This window comes from Gottfriedia acidiceleris, assembly GCF_004138285.1.
In the GTDB taxonomy this organism is placed as follows: domain Bacteria; phylum Bacillota; class Bacilli; order Bacillales; family Bacillaceae_G; genus Gottfriedia; species Gottfriedia acidiceleris_A.
Map to the genome: position 1 here is coordinate 1 of NZ_SCFN01000024.1, position 23,249 is coordinate 23,249.

19 protein-coding genes and 1 riboswitch are annotated in these 23,249 nt (G+C 31.8%); of the genes, 16 read left to right on the forward strand and 3 right to left on the reverse strand.

The annotated features are described in order from the left end of the window. Nucleotides 1-675 precede the first annotated feature (675 nt). The 6 genes from EP747_RS20910 to EP747_RS20935 all read left to right on the forward strand — a co-directional run bounded on the left by EP747_RS20910 (nucleotide 676) and on the right by EP747_RS20935 (nucleotide 6,459). Entirely contained in the window at nucleotides 676-1,854 is a 1,179-nt protein-coding gene (locus EP747_RS20910) for a GTP-binding protein (RefSeq protein WP_129691998.1), read from the forward strand. 133 nt (nucleotides 1,855-1,987) lie between these two features. Further along, nucleotides 1,988-2,992: a permease gene (locus EP747_RS20915; RefSeq protein WP_129691999.1), complete on the forward strand. Its 1,005-nt coding sequence runs from the start codon at nucleotides 1,988-1,990 to the stop codon at nucleotides 2,990-2,992. A 9-nt stretch (nucleotides 2,993-3,001) separates the two neighbouring features. Beyond that, nucleotides 3,002-3,751, forward strand: coding sequence for a TIGR03943 family putative permease subunit (locus EP747_RS20920; RefSeq protein ID WP_129692000.1), 750 nt, complete (start codon nucleotides 3,002-3,004; stop codon nucleotides 3,749-3,751). Nucleotides 3,752-3,962: 211 nt separating this feature from the next. Continuing rightward, nucleotides 3,963-4,919, forward strand: a complete 957-nt coding sequence (locus EP747_RS20925) for a metal ABC transporter substrate-binding protein (protein ID WP_129692001.1) — start codon at nucleotides 3,963-3,965, stop codon at nucleotides 4,917-4,919. Nucleotides 4,920-4,987: 68 nt separating this feature from the next. After that, a complete protein-coding gene (locus tag EP747_RS20930) occupies nucleotides 4,988-5,692 on the forward strand; it encodes a metal ABC transporter ATP-binding protein (protein WP_129692002.1) in 705 nt (234 codons plus the stop codon). Continuing rightward, a complete protein-coding gene (locus tag EP747_RS20935) occupies nucleotides 5,638-6,459 on the forward strand; it encodes a metal ABC transporter permease (RefSeq protein WP_129692003.1) in 822 nt (273 codons plus the stop codon). Before EP747_RS20930 ends, EP747_RS20935 begins: the two co-directional genes overlap by 55 nt. 238 nt (nucleotides 6,460-6,697) lie before the next feature. Here the strand turns inward: EP747_RS20935 and EP747_RS20940 are convergent, their stop codons facing one another. Both EP747_RS20940 and EP747_RS20945 read right to left on the reverse strand, forming a co-directional pair. Next, on the reverse strand, nucleotides 6,698-8,440 hold the full coding sequence (locus EP747_RS20940; protein ID WP_129692004.1) for an ABC transporter ATP-binding protein: 1,743 nt from the start codon (nucleotides 8,438-8,440) through the stop codon (nucleotides 6,698-6,700). Nucleotides 8,441-8,783: 343 nt separating this feature from the next. Then, entirely contained in the window at nucleotides 8,784-9,155 is a 372-nt protein-coding gene (locus EP747_RS20945) for a hypothetical protein (RefSeq protein WP_129692005.1), read from the reverse strand. A 265-nt stretch (nucleotides 9,156-9,420) separates the two neighbouring features. On the opposite strand from EP747_RS20945, the gene EP747_RS20950 reads away from it, so the two are divergent. From EP747_RS20950 to EP747_RS20975, 6 genes are all read left to right on the forward strand, one after another. Then, nucleotides 9,421-10,398 (forward strand): phosphotransferase enzyme family protein, encoded by a 978-nt coding sequence (locus tag EP747_RS20950; RefSeq protein ID WP_165347193.1) that lies wholly within the window; start codon nucleotides 9,421-9,423, stop codon nucleotides 10,396-10,398. A gap of 181 nt (nucleotides 10,399-10,579) precedes the next feature. Continuing rightward, on the forward strand, nucleotides 10,580-10,921 hold the full coding sequence (locus EP747_RS20955; RefSeq protein WP_129692007.1) for a hypothetical protein: 342 nt from the start codon (nucleotides 10,580-10,582) through the stop codon (nucleotides 10,919-10,921). 97 nt (nucleotides 10,922-11,018) lie between these two features. Then, complete coding sequence (locus tag EP747_RS20960; protein WP_129692008.1) at nucleotides 11,019-11,477, forward strand: hypothetical protein; 459 nt, start codon at nucleotides 11,019-11,021, stop codon at nucleotides 11,475-11,477. 397 nt (nucleotides 11,478-11,874) lie between these two features. Further along, nucleotides 11,875-12,579, forward strand: coding sequence for an HAD family hydrolase (locus tag EP747_RS20965; RefSeq protein ID WP_129692009.1), 705 nt, complete (start codon nucleotides 11,875-11,877; stop codon nucleotides 12,577-12,579). Nucleotides 12,580-13,001: 422 nt separating this feature from the next. Continuing rightward, the gene (locus EP747_RS20970) at nucleotides 13,002-13,904 is read left to right on the forward strand and encodes a LysR family transcriptional regulator (protein ID WP_129692010.1); all 903 of its coding nucleotides are present in this window, start codon (nucleotides 13,002-13,004) and stop codon (nucleotides 13,902-13,904) included. Between the two features lie 443 nt (nucleotides 13,905-14,347). Beyond that, complete coding sequence (locus tag EP747_RS20975; RefSeq protein WP_419179333.1) at nucleotides 14,348-14,596, forward strand: DUF3892 domain-containing protein; 249 nt, start codon at nucleotides 14,348-14,350, stop codon at nucleotides 14,594-14,596. A 198-nt stretch (nucleotides 14,597-14,794) separates the two neighbouring features. Here EP747_RS20975 and EP747_RS24990 read toward each other — a convergent pair whose 3' ends face one another. After that, nucleotides 14,795-15,250 carry a hypothetical protein gene (locus EP747_RS24990; protein WP_235832960.1) on the reverse strand — a complete coding sequence of 152 codons (456 nt, stop codon included), beginning with the start codon at nucleotides 15,248-15,250 and terminating at the stop codon, nucleotides 14,795-14,797. A 291-nt stretch (nucleotides 15,251-15,541) separates the two neighbouring features. On the opposite strand from EP747_RS24990, the gene EP747_RS20985 reads away from it, so the two are divergent. The 4 genes from EP747_RS20985 (at nucleotide 15,542) to metH (ending at nucleotide 23,215) form a co-directional block, all read left to right on the forward strand. Next, nucleotides 15,542-15,829 (forward strand): hypothetical protein, encoded by a 288-nt coding sequence (locus EP747_RS20985; RefSeq protein WP_129692012.1) that lies wholly within the window; start codon nucleotides 15,542-15,544, stop codon nucleotides 15,827-15,829. Between the two features lie 23 nt (nucleotides 15,830-15,852). Continuing rightward, nucleotides 15,853-17,718, forward strand: a complete 1,866-nt coding sequence (gene shc, locus EP747_RS20990; protein WP_129692013.1) for a squalene--hopene cyclase — start codon at nucleotides 15,853-15,855, stop codon at nucleotides 17,716-17,718. A 112-nt stretch (nucleotides 17,719-17,830) separates the two neighbouring features. Beyond that, nucleotides 17,831-17,934, forward strand: a riboswitch (SAM riboswitch). An 80-nt stretch (nucleotides 17,935-18,014) separates the two neighbouring features. Further along, nucleotides 18,015-19,841 carry a bifunctional homocysteine S-methyltransferase/methylenetetrahydrofolate reductase gene (locus EP747_RS20995; RefSeq protein ID WP_129692014.1) on the forward strand — a complete coding sequence of 609 codons (1,827 nt, stop codon included), beginning with the start codon at nucleotides 18,015-18,017 and terminating at the stop codon, nucleotides 19,839-19,841. Then, complete coding sequence (metH, locus tag EP747_RS21000) at nucleotides 19,838-23,215, forward strand: methionine synthase (protein ID WP_129692015.1); 3,378 nt, start codon at nucleotides 19,838-19,840, stop codon at nucleotides 23,213-23,215. The genes EP747_RS20995 and metH overlap by 4 nt, the downstream gene beginning before the upstream one ends. The last annotated feature ends 34 nt before the right edge of the window (nucleotides 23,216-23,249 follow it).

The following is a 23,249-nucleotide window of genomic DNA, read 5'->3' on the forward strand; positions in this document are numbered from 1 at the left end:
AACTAACGCATGCATTAGTTGAACAACAAGATCGGCTGTATAGTCGATTTTTTTTATTCAACAAAATGGCAGTTTAGTTCAATAAGGATAATTTGAAATTCTAATGAAAAAAGGCGAAATTCCCCCAAATTACAGTAGTGGATATATTCAGTATAATTACCATTAATGTTATATTAAAAAAGGTTGCAAAAGGGAGAATTTTCAAGATGAGCTTAACTACATTTTTAAATTTTTTAACTTATACCATTACTGATTTTTTAAAAGATAGTATATTGGTAGTTATATTTTTTTTCTTTTTAATGAAAATCTTTGTGAAACCCATTATAAAAATGATTTTCAAAGTAATACTTGCTGTTATTTTACTTTATTTATTGTTTTATTTTATAAATGACAACTTTAACTTAATAAACTAACGTATGCGATAGTTGAAGATCACAAGCTGCTTAATTGCAGTTTTTTTATTGAAGTAAATAGCAGTTTAGTTGAATAAGAAATAATAAAAATATAATATTGATTAGTAAATATACTGATCAATATAATATTTACGGTAGAAGCAAAGGCTTCTATTTTTTTACTTGCAAAACGTAATTAATACGGTTTATAATGATTACCGATCGTTATAATTCGTAATAATTACGTTTTATTCCGTTTAGTTTATAATTAGGAGAGTTATTAATGAAGGTACCAATTACTGTATTAAGTGGATTTTTAGGATCAGGAAAAACAACACTATTAAATCATATTTTGACGAATCGAGAAGGGTTAAAAGTTGCTGTTATTGTAAATGACATGAGTGAAATCAATGTAGATGCTCAGCTTGTAAAAAATGGAGGATTTTCACGTACAGAAGAAAAGTTAGTGGAAATGCAAAATGGGTGCATTTGTTGTACGTTAAGGGATGACTTGATGAAAGAAGTTGAAATATTAGTAGATAATGGAGGAATTGATTACATAGTAATTGAGTCTTCGGGTATAAGCGAACCAATTCCAGTCGCACAAACGTTCACTTATGTGGATGATGAGCTAGGTATTGATTTAACTAAAAAAACTCGATTAGATACAATGGTAACAGTTGTAGATGCAAACCGTTTTTGGGAGGACTATTCCTCAGGGGAAACATTATTAGATCGCAATCAAGGGACTGATGAGACAGATATTCGTGAAATTGCAGATTTGCTTCTTGAACAAGTTGAATTTGCAGATGTTATTATTTTAAATAAAATTGACCTTTTAGAAGAACACGATGTAAAAGAATTAAATGCATTTCTTAAGAAAATTAATGCACAAGCAAAAATTATACCTGCTACATTTTCGATTGTCGATTTGAAATCTGTATTAAATACTCATCTATTTGACTTTGATAAAGCTAGCCAAGCAGCAGGGTGGATTAAGGAATTAAATGAAGAACACATTCCAGAATCAGAAGAGTATGGTATTAGTTCTTTTGTTTATCGTCGTAAGAAACCATTTCATCCAGAACGATTATTCTCATGGTTAGAAAATTGGTCAGTGGACATTGTAAGAGCAAAAGGATTCTTTTGGTTAGCAACTAGAAATGATTTGGTAGGAATGCTATCACAAGCTGGTTCCACGATTACAATCCTAGGAGCTGGAGAATGGATTGCTACATTACCAAAAGCAGAACAAGAAGAGATGAGAAGAGAAGATCCATTGTTAGACAATAAATGGGATGATAATTTTGGTGATCGAATGACAGAACTTGTCCTAATTGGAATCGATATGAAACAATTAGAGATTGAAGTGTCACTTGATAAATGTTTGTTAACAGAAGAAGAAATGAAATCAAATTGGAATGAATTTAATGATCCAGTGCCAGCGTTTGTCCAAGCTTAAAAATATAAACCTACTATTTTAATCTAAAATAAGTTCACGTTAGATAAAACTTATTGATTTTTAATGGTTGGACGAGCATATGTCTGTTTCGTATAGAATATATTTCACTATAAAAAATTATTTGAGGTGATTTATGGTACGGAAAGTTGGACAAGAAGTATTAATTTTATTTGTTCTATTTTGTTATTTATTTTGTTATGTATTTATTGATTTTACGCATTTATCGTCTTTATTTCATAAGGTTCCTAAAGAACTATTAAATATGAATACGATATTCATAAGTTTGTTTTTAGAAGCACTTCCATTTGTATTAATAGGAATTATTGTTTCTTCAATTATTCATGTTTTTGTAAAACCAGAGACGATCAGTAAAATTCTTCCTAAAAATGCATTATTGGCTTTTATTCCTGTTGCTTTAATTGGAATGATCATGCCTGTATGTGAATGCGGTATTGTACCGATTGTCAGATCTTTGTTAAAAAAAGGAATGCCTGCGTATATTGGGATTGTTTTTCTTAGTAGTGTACCAATCATAAATCCAATTGTATTTACTTCAACTTACTATGCTTTTCAATCGAATTCTCAAATGGCATTTTTAAGGCTAGGCTTAGCATTTATAGTGGTTCTACTCATCGGTTTTTTCACTTTATTATTTTATCGAAATAAAAATGTACTATTAGAAACTTTGGAAACGAATGGGAACCATAAACATGTTCACCATATTCATTCAAAAACAAGTCGAATAAGCGAAGTCATTTCCCACATTAGTAGTGAATTTTTCTCAACGTGTAAATTTTTAATCATTGGTGGATTAATCACAAGTGTTTTTCAAACATTTCTTGATCGTAGTGTGTTAATACATCTTGCAAATCATACGAATCTCTCAAGCATTGTTATGATGGGTTTAGGATATTTTTTATCTTTATGTTCAGGATCTGATGCATTTATAGCTGCATCTTTTTCAAGCACATTTCATTTAAAATCTATCCTAGCGTTCTTAATATTTGGAGCTATGATTGATTTGAAAAATACATTTATGATGTTTGCATATTTCAAGAAAAGATTTGTATTTTTTTATATTTTCTTAACTGCAAGTGTCGTATTTGTAGTGACGTCGATTTGGAATTTATATTGGTGAGGTGAATAAATGTCTTCTTTTCAAAATCGATTACGCTCTGTATTTTTCTTCGGGATTGTTCTAATGCTTTTGAAGCTTCTAGTTTCAGGAGATATTCAATATTTCATTGCACCAAAGATGGTGAAATTCACAATCATTACTTTAGTTGCTTGTATAATTATTGGATTAATTCACTTCTTTGAATTGCTTAAAGAACATCATCCTTCATGTAATTGTTGCTCGAATCAAAAAAATAGGACTTTAAGTTTAGTAATTTTAATAAGTATTCCAGTTATAACAAGTAGCTTGTTTTCAACAAATGTTCTTGGAGCAAGTATTGCTTCAAAAAGAAGTATTTCTTATAGCGAAAATATAGTAAAAAAACAAGCTAAAAAAATAAAGGTAAAAAATGACAATTCGAAATTTATAAAAGTTGATGATTCGATGTATGGACATATTATTTCAGATGTACAGGATAGTGTAGATCAATATGTAGGTAAAAAAATATCTTTTAATGGTTTTGTATATCGTGATAAGCAAACAAGAAAAAATCAGATTTATGTATCGCGTTTCGCTATTACCTGTTGTGTAGCTGATGCTCAAGTGTTTGGGCTGATAGTTGAAGGAAAAGAGGTTTCAGCATATAAAAATGATCAGTGGGTAAACGTAACTGGTACAATTCATAAAGCAAAGATCGGAAAGTTTTATAAACCGATTATTCAATTAGATAAAATAGCAGAAATAAAACCACTAAAAGATCCATATGTTTATTTTGATTAGGAAAGTTTAATACATTTTTAACTAAAAAAACATTGAAAACGTAATTGTTTCGTTTTAATATTAAGCGTACTATACTTGCTTAGTTTTGGGTAAGTATCTATTTTTACATGGTAAATCGTAATTATTACGTTTAAAGATATAAAATTCATCTTATAATTAGCTAGAAGGGCGGTGCAAAAATAGTAAAATATAAATTTTACTATTTAGTGATATGAAAATTATAAAATTAAGATCGTTGTTATCTATTAGTATTTCTCTAGTTTTATTAGCAGGATGCTCATCTAAATCGATTTCTACCTCTAATAAATCAAAAGAAAGCGGATCTAAAAAAATTAAAATAGTCACTACTTTTTATCCTGTTTATGAATTTACAAAAAATGTTGCAAAAGAAAATGCTGATATTAAACTATTAATTCCATCATCAATTGAACCTCATGAATGGGAACCAACACCAAAAGATGTTGGATCTATGCAGAATGCTGATTTATTTATCTATAATAGTCCATATATGGAAACTTGGGTTCCAAACATTGAAAAAAGTTTAGGTAACAAAAAATCATCATTTATTGAAGCAAGTAGCGGAATTTCTCTGATTAAAGGACAAGAAGATGAAGAACAAGGTAATAATAACCATTCGGAGCAAATGGATCCACATGTATGGTTAAGTCCAGTTTTAGCTCAGAAGGAAGTTCAAAATATAACAAAAGCTCTAATTAACATTGATCCAGCTCATAAAGAAGAATATAAAAAAAATAGCAATGACTATATTACAAGACTGAAAGAACTTGATCATCAATATCGAACAACATTAATGAACATGAAAAATAAAGAAATTATTACGCAGCATGCTGCATTTGGATATTTAACAAATCAATACGGCTTAGTACAAGTTCCAATTGCTGGTTTATCACCATCGAATGAACCAAGTCCATCAAGAATGGCGGAGCTTAAACAATTTGCAAAAAGTCATGATATTAATACGATTTTCTACGAGGAAATTGCTTCCCCTAAAGTAGCGAATACACTAGCAAATGAAATTGGTGCAAAAACAGCTGTCTTAAATACTCTTGAGGGTTTAAGTGATGAAGAACAAAAACAAGGAATTGACTATATAAGCGTTATGGAGAACAACTTGAAGATACTAAAAAAAGTATTAGAAAATAAATAGCATTGTAAGTAAAAGCGTGTTCCTTCTTAGTGTCACGCTTTTACTTAATTAAGAAAGGAAATGAAAAGATGAGTGTAGTCCAATTAAAAAATGTGAAATTTGGTTATCATCATACTTCCGTAATAGATAATGTAAGTTTTGAAGTAAATAAAGGAGAATTTATTGGAATTACAGGTCAAAATGGTGCATCTAAATCGACTCTTTTAAAACTAATGCTCGGTTTATTAAAACCATGGAGTGGTGAAGTTCAAATTAATAAAGATGCAAATAATGAGCCGATAAAAATTGGATACGTGCCACAACAGATCGCTTCATTTAATGTAGGGTTTCCAAGTACTGTAATTGAACTTGTGAAATCAGGTAGATTTAATCAAAAAAAATGGTTCGAAAAAATGAATAAAACAGATCACTACACAATTAAGAATGCACTAGTAATGGTAGGGATGTGGGATTTTCGACATCATAAAATTGGTTCATTATCTGGAGGGCAGAAACAAAAAATTTGTATTGCTCGTGTATTAGCCTCTGAACCGCATTTATTAGTTTTAGATGAACCTACTACTGGAATGGATAAAGAAAGTAGAGAAAGCTTTTATCAATTTTTGGATCATCAAGTTAGAAGGCATAATCGAACAGTCGTTATGGTGACTCATGAAAAAGGGGAAGTTGAAAAATATCTTGATAAAATCATACATCTAGAGAAAGGAGAACATGGCGTATGGAGATGCTTAACCTTGAATTCATGCAACGGGCATTTTGCGTTGGTGGATTAATCGCTTTAATTGCACCAATATTAGGTGTATTTTTAGTATTAAGAAGACAAGCCTTAATGGCAGATACACTGTCTCATATTTCACTTGCTGGTGTAGCAATTGGCTTTTTTATTCATGCTGATTTAACATTATCCAGTATGTTAGTGGTAATCATTGGAGCAATTGCAATTGAATATATGAGAAGAGCCTATCTTTCATACTCAGAAGTATCGATTGCAATCCTAATGGCAGCAGGATTGTCACTTGCTCTGTTTTTAATGAGCATTAGTGCTGGAGGGATGACAACAAATGTAGAACAATACTTATTTGGATCAATTGTTACGGTTACTCAGAAACAAGTCTATTTGATGATTGGAGTGACTATCGGCGTATTATTCTATTTCATTTTGTTAAAAAGACCTCTATTTTTAATGACTTTTGACGAAGATACTGCTTTTACAAGCGGGGTAAATACAAAATTATTATCCTTATCTTTTAGTGTATTAACGGGAGTTGTCATTTCAGCTATTATTCCCACAATTGGAGTATTGCTTGTATCCGCACTACTAGTTCTCCCAGCTGCATTTGCGATTCGTATTGCGAAAGGATTTAAATGGGTTCTTTTATTAGCGGTATTCACAGCAATTTGTAGTATGTTTGTAGGTTTATCATCTTCCTATACATTGGGAACACCACCAGGTGCAACAATCACTTTGGTATTAGTGATCATACTAATAGTGGGTTTTATTATTCAAAATACGGTTGTTCAAATTAGAAGAGAAAAATAGTTAATTAAAATTTTAACTGATGCAGAGAATCTAAAAAGGATACTCTGTTTTTGTTTTTGGCTCTGTTGAAGTAAAATGTTGATATTTTATATTTGAATATAGGACTGTCAATATTTAGACAGTCCTTTTACGAGTTTGTACAACTAAAGCATGCGATAGTTGAACAAGAAAAAGCATCGATTATTTAAAACAAAAATCGTCCATCCCTTTAAGAGATAGACGATTTTTGTTTTACCTACTATACTTGAACTTCAAACTGTCTTGAATACAATTTTCTATAAGCTCCACCATTTTTGAGAAGTTCATTATGATTACCTTGTTCAACAATCCCTTCTCCAGTTATGACAATAATTCGTTCGGCATTTCGGATTGTGGAAAGACGGTGGGCAATGACGATTGTAGTACGTCCTTTCGCTAATATCTCTAGCGCTTCCTTAACAATACTTTCACTTTCATTATCTAATGAACTTGTTGCTTCGTCTAATATAAGGATAGGTGGGTTCTTTAGGAATACTCGTGCAATACTTAATCGCTGTTTTTGACCACCTGACAGTTTAACTCCTCTTTGCCCAATCTCAGTGTGGTAGCCATTTGGGAGCTTCATAATAAAGTCATGTGCATTTGCATGCTTAGCTGCTTCAATAATTTCTTCTTCATTAGCACTTTGATTTCCGTAGCGAATATTTTCATAAACTGTACCGGTAAATAGATAAACATCTTGTTGTACAATTCCAATGTTATTTCGTAATGAATTCAGGTCAATATCTCGAACATTAATTCCATCTACTAATAACTCACCATCTGTCACATCATAAAAACGAGGAATAAGTGAACATAACGTTGTCTTACCTACACCAGACGGACCAACTACTGCAATATACTCACCTGGTTGTATTTGAAGTGATGTATTCACCAATACATTCTCCAGATACTCTTCATAACGGAATGAAACTTGTTTAAACTCAATTTTCCCAGTTACTTTTGAGAGTGTAATTGCACCCTGTTTATTTTCAATTTCAGGCATCAAATTCATGATTTCCATGAACCGTTGGAATCCTGTGATTCCTTCATGAAACTGTGTACTCATATGTGTTAATTTTTGAATAGGTTCAATCATAAAGCCTATATATAATAAAAACGTAATTAAATCCGCTAAGTCTAAAGAGTTGTTAATAATATTAGCACTACCTACAATGATCACCGTGATTGTAATCAGTTGTAGAAATATTTCAACACCATTGTAAAAATAAGCTTCTGCCTTATAAGTTTTCTTTCGACTATCTAGGAAACGACTATTTGCACGGTTAAAATTTTCAACCTCAACCTGTTCATTAGCAAATGATTTTACGACACGAATTCCAGATAAACTATCCTCTACTTGTGCATTAACGTCAGCAATTCGCTCTTTGTTTTTTCTTATGGTCCTGTTTAAAACCTTATTGAAATACAATGCAAACGAACTTAGAAATGGTAAGAAACAAAAAACGGCTATCGTTAATTGTGCATTTATATAAAATAATATGAAAAATGCACCTATAAATCTTACAAAATATTTAACGTAGTCTTCAGGACCATGATGATACAACTCAGAAATAAGTAGTAAGTCGTTCGTTACTCGAGACATAAGCTGTCCTGTCTTTTCTTTATCATAAAAGCTAAATGAAAGTTTTTGCATATGTGAAAATAGCTCACTACGCATATCATTTTCCATACGTGCACCAATTTCGTGTCCTTTGTAGTCTACAAAGAAATTCCCGATATTTTGTATGACTACTAAAACTAGCATTAATCCACCGATCCAATACACTTCATTAAGTGCTTCAGACAAATCTCCTTCAAGAACATTCTTCGTAATGTAACGAACGAGTAGTGGAAATACTAAATTTGTAGAGGAAACGATAAAAGCACATGCTAATATTGATAAAAATAACCTTAAATAAGGTTTATAATATGAGAAAAATTTTTTTACAGGAAAATTCATAATTAACCCCTTTTTGTGTTATTTGACTAACACATACAAGGGGGTACACCGTATGCAAATTAAAAAAGTGTTCCACCCTTATATGTTTTTATGGTTTGATTCATTAATTTTTTCATGTAATTGCCTCCTTCAACATTTAATACTTTTATTTTATACATATTTAAAAAAGAGAGAACTGTTTATTTCCAGTAAACTACGAAAAAATAACTGATAGAACAGTTGTTTTATCAAAATGGACTTCTCTAATATATTTTATAAAATTTATAGAAAGAAAAATAAAATTGAATTCCTTATTCAACTAACGCATGCGTTAGTTGAATAAGGTTTAATTATTTGAAAACAATCAGACTATTTTAATTACCTCAACTACGCCCACTCTTCTTGACCCTTCCATAAAATAACCTTTGGTCCCTAACTCGATCTTATGTTTATGAATTTCTTCTCTAATTTTAGGCGATACAATCCACATCCTTGCGGTTCCAGTTCGGTTAATTGAAATTTTGTCATCTAATATTACATTTCCATCATTATCCTCAAATTCAGGATGTATCATATATATACCCGTTTCTTTTATATCGTCTTCTTGATATGCAAAATCACACCTATAACCTTGTGCAGGTAAGCTCTGTCTTCCACCTTCTTCATGTGAAAAAAATCTATATTGAACATTAAAGTCTTGAGGGCATCCTCTTCTTTCTTCGTATGGTGTCCACATATTTTCACCTCATTAATAAAGAATTAATATTTCTACAATAAATATAGAGTTACCGATACTCCTTCTTCAACTTTAGTGCCATATAGTTCAAAAAAAAATCGTCTATACAGCCGATCATCTTATTCAACTAATGCATGCGTTAGTTGAACAGAACTGAGGAGCTGAATGATCAGCTCCTATTTAACTATTTGGCAGTTTAGTTGAACAAGGATTTCTCATTTTAACTACCGAATTTATATAGTTAGAAATGGGGGCAAATACGAAAATGAATGGAAAAATAAAGGAAAGTGTGTTAAAAACAACAACAAATGCATATGGACTTAGCTTGGGTCTGCTTACTCATATTAGTGGCGTTGTAAATAATGTTTATCGATACCCAGCACAAAATGGTCATCCTTCACGAATAGTACGTTTAACACATGAGAATTGGCGTAATAAAAAAGAGTCATTTGCAGAACTACATTTCATGAACTATCTGTTTGAAAACGGTGTTTCTGTGCCACAGATACTCCCATCAAAAGCGGGAAAATGGATAGAAAATGTAAGAGGTGGTTATCACGCCTCGATGTTTACAGAAGCACTTGGTCGAATTCCTACTGAAGAAGATTGGAACCAGAAAATGTTTAGAAATTGGGGAAGTATCGTTGGGCAGATGCACTTGCTAACCCAATCCTATATCCCTCCACATGATGTGAAACGCCGTGAATGGAAACAGGAAAATTGGATGGATATGATGAAACACCTACCATCGGAAGAAATAATTGTTCGTAAAAAAGCGAATGAGTTGTTAAGTTGGCTAGAGACATTACCAAAAGATAAGAAAAACTATGGTCTTATCCACTGTGACCTTCATGCACACAATATGTTCGTCACAAAAGACGGAGAGATTACGGCATTTGATTTCGATGATAGTTGTTATCATTGGTTCGCTTTCGACATCGCTATTATCATTTATTCGGTGATTGTTAGATGCAACCGACAAACCCAAAAGAATGACACACTCGAAAATCATTTGGCATGGTTCCTCGAATCGTTTCTAAAAGGTTATCAAGAGATGAATACCATCGATCCTTGGTGGTTAAAAGTCATGCCGAAATTTTTAAAGTATATACGGGTATTATACTACAACGTATTTCACCAACGTCATAACTGGAAAGTTTTAGATGGCGAACAGAATTTGAGATGGATAAGAATGAAAGCAGAGATAGAAGCAGATGAACCTTTGACAAATTATTCATTCTGAACATTATGCAACTAACGCATGCTTTAATTGAACAACATGATCGGCTGAGTAGCCGATTTTTTTTGTGAAACTTAATGGCAGTTTAGTTGAATAAGAAACAAGGTATTTAAACCAGATTTATAGAAACAAGATATTAGGAAGGAAGTTTAATGGAAATCAAATATTAGGGAGTAAAATGATAATGAAATTACGAGGTATTCTTTTAACTGTAATAGTTTTGATTTTATTATTTACAGGATATAGAGTTTATTCTTCTAGAAATAAACCAGTAAATAATAGTTCAACTTTCTCTGCGAAAGTGATAGATAAAATACGTTCAAAAGATAAATATATCATTGAGGTTGTAGATGTTAATGACAGTAACAGAACTGGAAAAATAATTGTAAATGATGAAAATACCTGGAATTTAATTGAAAAAAAACGAGAATATTTTATGGTAGCGACCTTTAAATCAAATGAAATAGGTGCTCCTATATTCAGTGAAGGAAAAGCAACATTACAACAGATTGATATTGTAAAATAAACTGGAATTGTATTTCAAATCTAATGCAACTAACGCATGCGATAGTTGTATAAACTCAATTAGAGAAACAGATGAGATTTTACGAGGAAGGTACTATATGATTAATAATATTGAAGAAGTTTTAATCAATGTTTTTTATGATGACGGAAGTTTAAGGGATATATATATTAAAGAAACCAACATAACAGATTGGGATATTATTTGGGACTTTATTAAAAAACTACCTAATGTAACTTTAAAAATCGATGGAGAAAGTACGAACAAATTACCGCCCTCTGTAAATGAGTTATTTGAAACAAAATATAAAAAATCAGTTTTATTATCAATTAATTACAATTCTATTATTATTAATTGTTATTTCTTTTGTGTAGAAGAAATAGAATTTGATATAAGTCCAAGAGACATAACTCAATCGAAAGATGTAATTACTGTCTTTGAATTTATAGAAAAAGTTATGAAGTTACTTAAAATGGATGTATCAATTTCAACTGAAGACGAGAGAGAATACCCTTTAATAACTCTAAAATCGAGTGGAGAATTTTTATATAATTACTAAAATCTTATACAACTATCCTGAAAATTACTTTTTTCATTCATTTGATGGTGCTACATTATTGTGGCATGAAGGTCTACTATGAAAGTGCGTTTTAAACTTCCATTCACTGTGGTGAATTTTTGATTCATGGTTGGCTAACGAGAGCATTCATAGAACAACAAAAAGAGGATGATCTTAGGATCTTCCTCTTTTTTGCTAAAAGAATATTAGCTAAACGAAAGTAAATAAAACTTTACAGTAAATTGGCAATATAAACTTTCGGTTTTCATTTTTAGTATTTTAAGAATAAAGTAGGGACACTTAGCAAAATAGCATATATAATTAGAAAAGCCGAATCAATAGGCGTATGTGAAAATTAAAACAATATGGTTCAGTTGGAAAGTGAGATAAATTAGTTATGAAATATGATTTAATTTTTGATTTAGACGATACATTAATTCAAACCCAAGCCGCATTTCGGCATAATGTAGATTTATGTGCGAATTTAGTATATCAAGCGCTAGGTGAAAAAGTAATAATAAATGACATTAAAGAAGTTTTCAATAAAATCGATCTGGAACTAATAAAAGATATGGGTTTCAGCAAAGCCCGATATCCTTATGCATGGGAATCAACTTTAGATTTATTGGCAACACGATTTAATATAGAGATATCAAGTATTGTCAATGATCAATTACAATCATTAGCAAAAACGATATTTAAAGTAAATATTCCACTGCAAAATGACACATTTATAATAGAAGAATTATCAAATCATAAAGATGTAGCAAGTATGACTATATTGACTTTAGGTGAAAAAGACGTTCAAACAAAGCGAGTGATAGATACTGGTTTAGTACAACATTTTGATAACGTATTTATTACAAGTAAAAAAGATATAAATACCTATGTTGAGTTAAATGAAAAATTAAGTAATCCAGTAATGATCGGGAACTCTCTAAGAAGTGATATTGTACCTGCTTTAGATGCAGGGATGAAAGCAATCCATATTATTAGAGATTCATGGTCTTATGACGAAATTGAACATAATCATAGAATAGAGGGTATTAAGTCATTAGTTGAAATAAAATTACTTTTATTTGGTAATTTGGTAAACCTTTAAAGAGTGTTTTTTAGTCCATTTTATTTATCGATAGTTCTGATATATTTTGAGATTATTTATATAGATCAGATTTCACCATAATATAATGATAGCTAGAGTGGAACTTCAATGTAACTAACGCATTGAGTTAGTATAAATCGGCTAATTAGTCGATTTTTTTTGTTAAGCTAACTGGCAGGTTAGTTGCATAAGGAATGATAGAATAAGGAATTCAATTATTGTTACAGATTAACAAGTACTATAAAATTGTATTAGTAGATATCTAGGAGAGCTTTTAAATGAATATATAAGTTCTAATATTATGTACATTGTTTTTACTTTTTTTGAGTGATATCTTTTTACGTTACTTTAAAGAAGTTTGAAGATGATGACGATTATTTTTGGGGCATAGCTACAGAAAAATTTATTTGCGGAGGATAAATATGAATTTTGAACAAATGGAGCATATCGTCACTGTCGAAATTGAAAAGTCGATTACAAAAGCAGCAGAAAAACTATTTATATCTACTCCAGGTTTGAGTCAGTCTATTACCCAACTTGAAAACGAGCTTGGAATAAAAATTTTTAATCGATCCAAAAAAAGTATTACGCCAACTTTTGAAGGTGAAATAGTGATTTCAGCAGCAAATTCAGTTCTAAATACTATAAATGAAATGAATAAAAAACTGAGCATATATAAAAACAGTTATCAAAGGCATTTAAAAGTAAAAATTGCACCTGCTTTTTTTTATATACTTCAAGAATTTTTGGTAAAGCTTAATCTAGAAAATGAAGATTTAACATTTGAATTAATCGAACAAAATCCTACTAAGATTATTGAGAATTTTAATAAGGAAGATTATGATTTTGCGCTTATCTCTGCATCCGTTGATGAGTTAAAAAAAGCTAAAAATATTTCTTATAAACACATTTACAAAGGACATATATGTATAGCAGTTGGAAAAAACTCACCCTTTTATACATTAGATTTTGTAACTCCAAGTGATCTAAAAAATACTAAATTAGTATTTTATGATACATCTGATTATAACCAGATTTTAAAATTTACGAAAATAAATCCAGAGCAAGTGATAATAAGTTCAAATAGGACTAGCATGCTTTTTAAGCTAGTAAAAGAAAGTGATGCAATTATATATCTTCACGACTTTGCACTAAAGAATTTTCCAATGGTATTAAATGGAGATTTGAAAATAATCCCACTGAAGGATAAACAGATGCAATTATTTGAACTTGATTTTTGGCTAATCTATTTAGAAACAAAAGGTTTATCGAATTTGTATAATGAGTTTCTTGAAGATTTTATAGAACATTTTAAAAGAGTATAATAAATAAAAGATAGTAATCAGTAAATAATCAAATAGTGAGTAAAGTAGTCGTTTATTATGACTAACTCATGCGTTAGCCATCCATGAAGCACAAAAATCGGCGCTTCTATCATTCCCTGAATTTACCAGACATCTTTTATTGAACTAAAATTCAAATTAGCACAAAAAATGACCGCAGTAGCATGCTTCACGTTGTTCAACTAACACAATGTGTTAGTTGAACAAGAAGTATAGACACTTCCAATATATTTTAATTCACTGTTGTCTGTAAATTCAGTCTTTTTTTATGTAAGAATAACATTCTCCCCTTCATTTAGGACTAATTAGTTTTACATCCTCCATCAATGGCAAAACTAATGATAAAAAAGGAGGATACAAAAGTGACTCAAGATCGATTTGAAGAAGCATATGAAATGTATAGAAATCAAAGTGATGACGAACAAATGATGGTAGAGGAATCAGTAAATCAAGATAAAGAACATATTGTTGCAGTTCGTAAAAATGAAGATGGTGATTTAATTGGTTTCAGAACAAGTTTAAATCGTGAACTAGATTATCTTCAAGCTTTGCAGGAAGCAAAGAGTGGAAACTTAGCACATGTAGATGTAATCCATAAATATGGTCGTGACATCCTCAGAAGTGAACCGGATGGTATTGCTGAAAACAATTTGAGTAATTTACCGGAATTTTAAAATATAGATAAAAAAGAGAGCTCAGTACAAATTACTGAGCTTTTTACAATGTCAATTTTGAAAACAAGAAGATAATTTAAATAATTTTACTAAAAAATATTAGGAGCGATAGAAAACAAAAATAACTTGTCCACATTTTTGCTTTTTAAAATTGATGACGATACTTAAACATTAATCTTAACCAACAATAATCTTAGATTAAGTGCCAAGAGTTCTTATTCTTGGTAATTCGAATTGTTCTGTACTCGCTGCTTCCATTCCTCCTCCTTCGTTATGCTCGGAATTAGTTCTAATTCTGCTTCTATTAAGTCTACTGTCTCTAATTTTTATTCCTTGCTGTCCTCCTAATTCATCATTATTCTGACCTGCAATGCCACTTCTTCCATTACCATCTGCAAATTGAGAATTAGTATTCGAAGTTTGACTATTATTTCTAGCGTTTTGTCCGCCTTGATTTGCGTTCATTCCAACATTTCTATTGATCTGACCTCCACCTTCTGCTCTTTGCTCAACTTGGAAACGGACATCTTTAAGTTCAATGTTAAAAAAATTAAAATTGATTGAATCATTCGGGTTCGCTGCTGCAAGTACCTCTTGAATTTCTTCTTTTATTTCTTTGAAATCTTCAAATTGTGCTGCCATAGTGATAAACACTCCTTTCCTCCTATTATTACTAGCACTATATTCAAATTTAATAGTTTCTGATTAGACATTTAATAGTAAATCTTCAACTTTTAAAAGATTTAGTATTAAAAGTTCATTGCAAACATTTGAAAGAGTTGTACAGTCTTTGAAATAAATTTTCATTTTGCATTCCTTTTACTTGAATATGCCACTATTTATTGATGTTTTTTCCTTACATTTGGAAAGAATCAGGTATTAATAACATGGAATAATTCATTATTTCACATTTAAATCATAGATTAATAATGGAGTGTGATCTAATTGAATCCTTTTTTAATAAAAATAATAAAATCATTTTGCGGTGTAATTGTTATCGACCTGCTATTACTTACTTATTGCTTGTTGCTAGGTAGCTATTTTCATATTTTACATTCATTTACGTGGTTCGGATTTAAAATAATTGTTTTACCGTTTAGCCTTTTAGCATTTATTATTTCAATTGTTTATTTTAGTAAAAAAATAGAAATCGAGGCATTGGAAGATATTGATGAAATTGAAGAAATTGAAATTGAGCATTCAACTCGAATGGAAAAACACCATCAGCCTTAAAAAAAATGAACTGAGGTGGTAAAATGGACCTCGAAAATATTGTTTTACGAAATATTGAAGAGCGGATTAAATGTCTAAGAACGAAACAAGATGAAGAAGGTTCATGGGAATATTGTTTTGAAGGTTCATTATTAACAGATAGTTTTATGATTATATTAATGAATGATCTCGAATACAAAAATCAAAAGGTAATAGATGGGATTATTGATCGTATCATCAATCTTCAACATCCGAATGGAGCTTGGAAATTATACGAAGATGAAAAAGATGGAAACTTAAATGCAACAGTACAAGCTTACATAGCTTTATTAATCTCGAAAAAGTATACAAAAGAACATTCAAGTATGAAAAAAGCTGAAAAATTTATTCGTGAAAACGGTGGTATAAAAAAAACACATTTTATGTTAAAAATGATTCTGGCTACTCATGGTTTAATTGAATATCCTAAATTATTTTACTTTCCAATGAGCTATTTTTTGCTGCCGGATAAAATGCCGTTAAGTTTATTTGATTTAAGTAATTATGCTAGAGTTCATTTAGTTCCAATGATTCTTTGTATAAATAAGCGATTTAAAGTGAAATTGGATGACGATATAAATATTGATCATCTTCTTGAAACTAGTGAGGTAGAATGGTTTTACGAAGAGCGCGGGAGTTTTTATCAATTTTTACTTGAGGAAGGTAAGAAGCTAGCTTCATATCCTCTCTATTTTCATCAGAAAGGATATGAAAAGGCCGAAAGATTTATTCTAGATCGTATTGAAACAAATGGAACTTTTTATAGCTATGCCAGTTCTACATTTTATATGATTTATGCTTTAATGGCTTTAGGTTATGAAGCAACTTCATCCGTTATTCAAAATGCGCTACAAGGACTACTTTCATATGCAGTCGAAACAGTAGCGGGACTTCATATTCAAAATTCACCGTCTAAAGTTTGGGATACTGCATTATTGTCATATGCAATTCAAGAAGCTGGTTACGAGTTAAGTGATCCGATTGTTTCGAAATCGATTAACTACTTAATTAAGAAACAACAAAATATGAATGGTGACTGGAAGGTTCATGCTAAAAATTTAAGTCCAGGCGGTTGGGGCTTTTCTGATGTTAATTCTTTTATTCCAGATAATGATGATACAGGAGCAGTTTTAAGGGCACTATCAAGGAGTGCCTTGGATCAACCCACAATTCATGAAAGTTGGTTGAGGGGAGTTCATTTTTTACTTGGTCTTCAAAATGACGATGGTGGTTGGGGAGCTTTCGAAAAAAATGTAACGAATAAATGGTTAACATTTTTACCAATTGAAAATGCAAAAGATGCAATCATCGATCCTTCAACTGCAGATTTAACTGGACGCATTTTAGAATTTATTGGACACTATACGACGATTTCAAATGATGATCCGATTGTGAAAAAGACGGTTAATTGGCTTTTAAAAAACCAAAAATCAAATGGTAGTTGGTATGGTAGATGGGGAATTTGTTATATTTATGGAACTTGGGCAGCGATTACTGGTCTTAGAGCCGTAGGGATTCCTAAAAATCATGAAGCAATTAAAAAAGCTGAGAAATGGTTAGTTAGTATTCAAAATGAAGATGGTGGTTGGGGAGAATCAGGTCTTTCACCTGTTAAAAATAAATATTTTCCTTTAAAATATAGTACACCTAGTCAAACAGCGTGGGCTGTTGATACTTTACTTTCAATTCGTAATAAAGAAGATGAAGTAATTAGAAAAGGGATTAAATTTTTAACTACTCAAAGTGAATTGACTAATAAAGCATTAACTTATCCAACTGGATTAGGATTACCTGGTCAGTTTTATATTCACTATCATAGCTATAATGAAATTTATCCGCTATTAGCACTAGCACACTATAAAAATAGTTAAATAATACTATTATGTAAACAAAATAAATTTATTTTTGGAAATCTTTCCATAAATGTCTTTTCTTTATCATATAAATATAGTAAACTGATTTATATTGAATATAACTAAATAATCCTTATCGAGAGTGGTGGAGGGACTGGCCCTTTGAAACCCGGCAACTTTAGCGAAAGCTAAAAAGTGCTAAATCCAGCATGTTTAAAACATGAGAGATAAGGCGTGATCTGTACTTTAACGTCATTCTCTCATTTTTTTGAGAGAATGGCGTTTTTTATTTTATATAAACGGGAAGTGATTGAATGGGCTTATTGGAAAAGTTAAAAGATGGAATTGTTTTAGGTGATGGCGCAATGGGAACGCTTTTGTATTCTGGTGGACTTCACAGTTGTTTTGAAGAACTTAATATTACTGAGCGAGATCGAATCATTCATATACATGAACAATATATAGATGCTGGCGCAGAAGTGATTCAAACAAATTCGTACGGTGCTAATGCTGGAAAACTGAGACAATATGGTTTGGAAAAGCTGGTTAAGCAAATCAATCAAATGGCTGTTAGAAATGCTAGAGCTGCTTCAAAAGGAAGAGCTTTAGTAATTGGTGGTATAGGTGGAATGAAATATGTAGGTTCTACTTTTACTACACCTTTAGAACGTGAGATGATGCTGCTTGAGCAAGCCTCAGCGTTACTTGAAGAAGGCGTAGATGGGATCATGCTTGAAACATTTTATGATGAAAATGAATTATATGATGCTGTTAATCTATTAAGAGGAAGAACGGATTTACCGATCATTGCACAAGTAACATTACAAGAAATTGGTGTCATGCAAAGTGGTCAATATATTGAAAAAATTCTTCCTAATTTAATTGATTTGGGTGCAGATGTAGTCGGAATCAATTGTCATCTTGGGCCACTTCATATGCTGGAGTCATTAAATACAGTTTCATTACCAACGAATGGCTACTTATCGGCATTTCCAAATTCAGGATTACCACTATACAATGAAGGGAAATACGTATACAAATCGAATCCAGAATATTTTGAAGATATGGCAAAACCATTTATTGAACAAGGTGTAAGACTAATCGGTGGATGCTGTGGCACAACACCAGCACATATCGCTGCTTTACGAAGTAAGATTGATACTTTACAACCTGTTACAAAAAAAGAAGTGAAAAACAGAACAATTAAAATTACAATCCCTAAGCAAGAAGAACAAAAGAATGAAACTCTATCAGAAAAGGCAAAAAAGAGAACGACGATCATTGCAGAGCTAGATCCACCAAAAACATTACAAACTAGAAAGTTTTTTGAAGGAGCGAAAGCATTACATAGCGCAGGGGCTGATGCAATTACGCTAGCAGATAATCCATTAGCTTCACCTAGAATTTCGAATGTGGCGATGGCATCACTGCTTCAAAGATTGGATGTACCAGTCTTGACGCATTTGACTTGTAGAGATCGCAATATGATTGGACTTCAATCTCATTTAATGGGACTATCAACATTAGGATTAAATGAAGTTCTTGCTATAACAGGTGATCCAGCAAGGGTAGGAGATTTTCCAGGTGCAACTTCAGTATATGATGTAGCATCACTTGAACTGATTCGAATGATTAAAGAAATGAATGAAGGTAGACTTTATTCCGGTAAAAGTTTAGGAAATGGAACGAGATTTTCTGTCGCTGCTGCTTTTAACCCAAATGTTCGAAAATTTGATGCAGCAATTAAAAGACTTGAGAAAAAGGTCGAGGCGGGAGCGGATTATTTTTTAACTCAGCCAATTTATGATTTTGAAACGATTGATAAATTATATGAGGCAACACGTCATATTAAACAGCCAATTTTTATTGGGATTATGCCACTAGTTAGTAAGAAGAATGCTGATTTTATCCATTATGAAGTTCCTGGAATTACTTTATCCGAAGAGGTAAGAAACAGAATCTCATCAGTTGAACCTGAGAGAGCAGTTGATGAAGGTAAAAAAATTGCAAAAGAGCTTATTGATTATGTTAAGGATAAATTTAACGGCATTTATTTTATCACTCCATTTTTGAAGTATGAAATAACAGAGGACTTAATTCAATTTACTAAAAGCAGCAATAAAGAGGAGATTCAACTATGAAAACTTTAGATATAGCATTAAAAGAAAAAATATTACTTCTTGATGGAGCAATGGGAACGATGATCCAGCAAAGAAACTTAACAGCAGAAGACTTCGGTGGAGAAGAATACGAAGGTTGTAATGAATATTTAGTTGTTACAAGACCGGATGTTATACAAGAAATTCATGAGGAATATATAATTGCTGGTTCCGACATTATCGAAACGAACACATTTGGAGCAACAAATATTGTTTTATCCGATTATAATTTACAGCATTTAGATATTGAACTAAATGAAATTGCAGCAAGGATTGCAAAGCAAGCAGTTGTGGCATCGGGTAAAGAAGTATATGTAGCAGGTGCGATGGGACCAACAACAAAAGCAATCAGTGTTACAGGTGGTGTGACTTTTGATGAATTAATTACCGCATATAATCGACAAGCAACTGGATTAATAAATGGTGGCGTAGATGTTTTATTAGTTGAAACTTGTCAAGATATGAGAAATGTTAAAGCTGCCTGTATTGGGATTAGTAATGCATTTAACGAGTTAAATAAAAAATTACCAGTTATGATTTCCGGAACGATTGAACCAATGGGGACAACATTAGCAGGTCAAACAATTGATGCTTTTTATTTAGCCATTGAACATATTTCTCCAATATCAGTTGGATTAAACTGTGCAACAGGACCTGAGTTTATGAGAGATCATGTTCGTTCATTGTCAGAGCTATCTGAGACTTTTGTTTCGTGTTATCCGAATGCTGGCTTACCAGATGAAGATGGACATTATCATGAATCACCTGAATCATTAGCGCACAAAGTACGCGATTTTGCTGAACAAGGATGGATCAATATTATAGGTGGTTGTTGTGGAACAACTCCTGAACATATTAGGGCAATGAAAGAAGCAATCAGTGGAATAACACCTCGTCAACCTAAAAAAAGAGAGGATCATGCGGTTAGTGGTTTAGAATCACTTCGTTATGACGATAGTATGAGACCACTTTTCGTCGGTGAAAGAACAAATGTTATTGGATCTCGTAAATTTAAAAATTTAATAGCTGACGGAAAATTTGAAGAAGCTTCAGAGATTGCGAGAGCTCAAGTGAAAAAAGGTGCCCATGTCATCGACGTATGTATGGCAGATCCTGATCGTGATGAAGTTGAAGATATGGAAAATTTCATAAAGCAATTAGTTAATAAAGTAAAAGTACCCATCATGATTGATTCAACTGATGAAAAAGTAATTGAATTAGCACTTACTTATATTCAAGGTAAAGCGATTATTAATTCGATTAATCTTGAAGATGGGGAGGAGCGATTTGAGAAGATTTTACCTTTCATTCATAAATATGGTGCTGCAGTTGTAGTTGGTACGATTGATGAAGATGGGATGGCTGTATCGGCAGAAAGAAAATTGGAAATTGCAAAAAGAAGTTATCAACTATTAACTGAAAAATATAAAATTCGTGCGACGGACATCATCTTTGATCCGCTTGTTTTCCCTGTTGGAACAGGTGATACGCAATATATCGGTTCTGCAAAAGCGACAATTGATGGCATTAAATTAATTAAAGATGAATTTCCGGAGTGTTTAACGATTTTAGGTTTAAGTAATATTTCATTCGGCTTACCAAATGCAGGTCGAGAAGTGTTAAATGCAGTTTTCTTATATCATTCTACAAAAGCTGGTCTTGATTACGCGATAGTAAATACTGAGAAACTAGAACGATTCGCTTCAATTCCTGCTGAAGAACGTGAGCTTGCTGAGAATTTATTATTCCATACGTCTCAAGAAACATTAGATAAATTTGTTGAGCATTTTAGAAATTCAGTAAAGAAAGAAGAAAAACCAAAAGAACAGCTACCGATTGAAGAAAGATTAGCCTCGTGTGTAATTGAAGGTTCAAAGCAAGGATTAATAGAAGATCTACAAGCTTGCCTTGACCGTGGTGACATACCGTTAAATATTATAAATGGTCCACTAATGACTGGGATGGATGAAGTTGGAAGACTTTTCAATAATAATGAACTAATCGTAGCTGAAGTATTACAAAGTGCAGAAGTAATGAAGGCATCTGTAAACTTCTTAGAGCAATTTATGGAGAAAACTGAAAGCTCTAGAAAAGGGAAAGTCATTTTAGCAACAGTTAAAGGTGATGTTCATGATATCGGAAAGAACTTAGTTGATATTATTTTGACGAATAACGGATTTGATGTTGTCAATTTAGGTATTAATATTCGACCAGATGATTTAATTACAAAGATTCGTGAAAACAAACCAGACATTATTGGTTTATCAGGCTTATTAGTAAAGTCTGCTCAACAAATGGTTATTACAGCTGGTGACTTAAAAAGTGCAGGAATTAACACACCAATATTAGTTGGTGGCGCTGCATTAACTAGAAAATTTACTGAAAACCGTATTCAGCCCATTTATGATGGATTAGTAGTTTACTCAAATGACGCGATGACTGGATTAGACTTAGCAAATAAGATTGTTAATCCAGATGAATTAAAAGCATTAGAAGAAAAGAAAAAGGCAATTAAAAAAATAGACAATATAATTGAATTGCATGTTCCTGAAGTTAGTACAACGAGATCAGCTATACAAAAGTCAGATTGCCTAGTTCCTTCATCACTAAGTAAAACGGTCATAAAAAATATTCCAGTAGCTCAAGTGGCACCTTTTATTAATTATCAAATGCTAATAGGACATCATTTGGGGGTAAAAGGTAAATGGGAAAATCAAGAACGTGGCCAAGAGTTATATGAGTTAGTTCAAGAATTCTTAAAAGATGGAAATGAATATTTTGACTGCCAAGTAATCTATCAATTTTTCCCTGCTCAAAGTGATGGCAATGATGTCATTATCTATGACTCTGAAACTAAAAAACCGATTGAACGTTTTCAATTTCCGAGACAAAGAAAAGAACCAAACCTTTGTATAAGCGACTTTTTAAATCCTGTTGGTGAAGAGATGGATTATGTTGGATTCTTCTCTGTAACATCGGGACCACGAGTAAGAAATATTGCCGAAAGATTGAAACAAGAAGGGGAGTATTTAAAGAGTCACGTTTTATTCTCATTAGCTTTAGAATTAGCAGAAGGTTTAGCTGAAAAAACTCATATGCTGATGAGAGAAAAATGGGGATTCCCAGATCGTCCAGATTTCACGATGTCTGAGCGTTTTAAAGCAAGATATCAAGGAATCAGGGTTTCATTTGGTTACCCTGCGTGTCCAAACCTTGAGGATCAAGAAAAGCTATTTAAGTTAATTAACCCAAATGAAATTGGGATTAATCTGACAGAAGGATTTATGATGCTACCAGAAGCATCTGTAACTGCAATGGTATTCTCGCATAAAGACGGAAGATATTTTTCAGTTTAAAAAGAGAGAATAATTATTCATTTGATTCAATAAA

Excerpts from the sequence above, each read along its gene's own strand:
- EP747_RS20975 (WP_419179333.1), top strand. The coding sequence starts at position 14,348 with ATGATGGTAGAGGAATCAGTAAATCAAGATAAAGAACATATTGTTGCA.
- shc (WP_129692013.1), top strand. The coding sequence starts at position 15,853 with ATGGACCTCGAAAATATTGTTTTACGAAATATTGAAGAGCGGATTAAA.
- EP747_RS20925 (WP_129692001.1), top strand. The coding sequence starts at position 3,963 with ATGAAAATTATAAAATTAAGATCGTTGTTATCTATTAGTATTTCTCTA.
- EP747_RS20910 (WP_129691998.1), top strand. The coding sequence starts at position 676 with ATGAAGGTACCAATTACTGTATTAAGTGGATTTTTAGGATCAGGAAAA.
- EP747_RS20940 (WP_129692004.1), bottom strand. The coding sequence starts at position 8,440 with ATGAATTTTCCTGTAAAAAAATTTTTCTCATATTATAAACCTTATTTA.
- EP747_RS20920 (WP_129692000.1), top strand. The coding sequence starts at position 3,002 with ATGTCTTCTTTTCAAAATCGATTACGCTCTGTATTTTTCTTCGGGATT.
- EP747_RS20915 (WP_129691999.1), top strand. The coding sequence starts at position 1,988 with ATGGTACGGAAAGTTGGACAAGAAGTATTAATTTTATTTGTTCTATTT.
- EP747_RS20965 (WP_129692009.1), top strand. The coding sequence starts at position 11,875 with ATGAAATATGATTTAATTTTTGATTTAGACGATACATTAATTCAAACC.
- EP747_RS20995 (WP_129692014.1), top strand. The coding sequence starts at position 18,015 with ATGGGCTTATTGGAAAAGTTAAAAGATGGAATTGTTTTAGGTGATGGC.
- EP747_RS20960 (WP_129692008.1), top strand. The coding sequence starts at position 11,019 with ATGATTAATAATATTGAAGAAGTTTTAATCAATGTTTTTTATGATGAC.
- EP747_RS20945 (WP_129692005.1), bottom strand. The coding sequence starts at position 9,155 with ATGTGGACACCATACGAAGAAAGAAGAGGATGCCCTCAAGACTTTAAT.
- EP747_RS20955 (WP_129692007.1), top strand. The coding sequence starts at position 10,580 with ATGAAATTACGAGGTATTCTTTTAACTGTAATAGTTTTGATTTTATTA.
- EP747_RS20970 (WP_129692010.1), top strand. The coding sequence starts at position 13,002 with ATGAATTTTGAACAAATGGAGCATATCGTCACTGTCGAAATTGAAAAG.
- EP747_RS20930 (WP_129692002.1), top strand. The coding sequence starts at position 4,988 with ATGAGTGTAGTCCAATTAAAAAATGTGAAATTTGGTTATCATCATACT.
- EP747_RS20950 (WP_165347193.1), top strand. The coding sequence starts at position 9,421 with ATGAATGGAAAAATAAAGGAAAGTGTGTTAAAAACAACAACAAATGCA.
- EP747_RS20935 (WP_129692003.1), top strand. The coding sequence starts at position 5,638 with ATGGAGATGCTTAACCTTGAATTCATGCAACGGGCATTTTGCGTTGGT.
- metH (WP_129692015.1), top strand. The coding sequence starts at position 19,838 with ATGAAAACTTTAGATATAGCATTAAAAGAAAAAATATTACTTCTTGAT.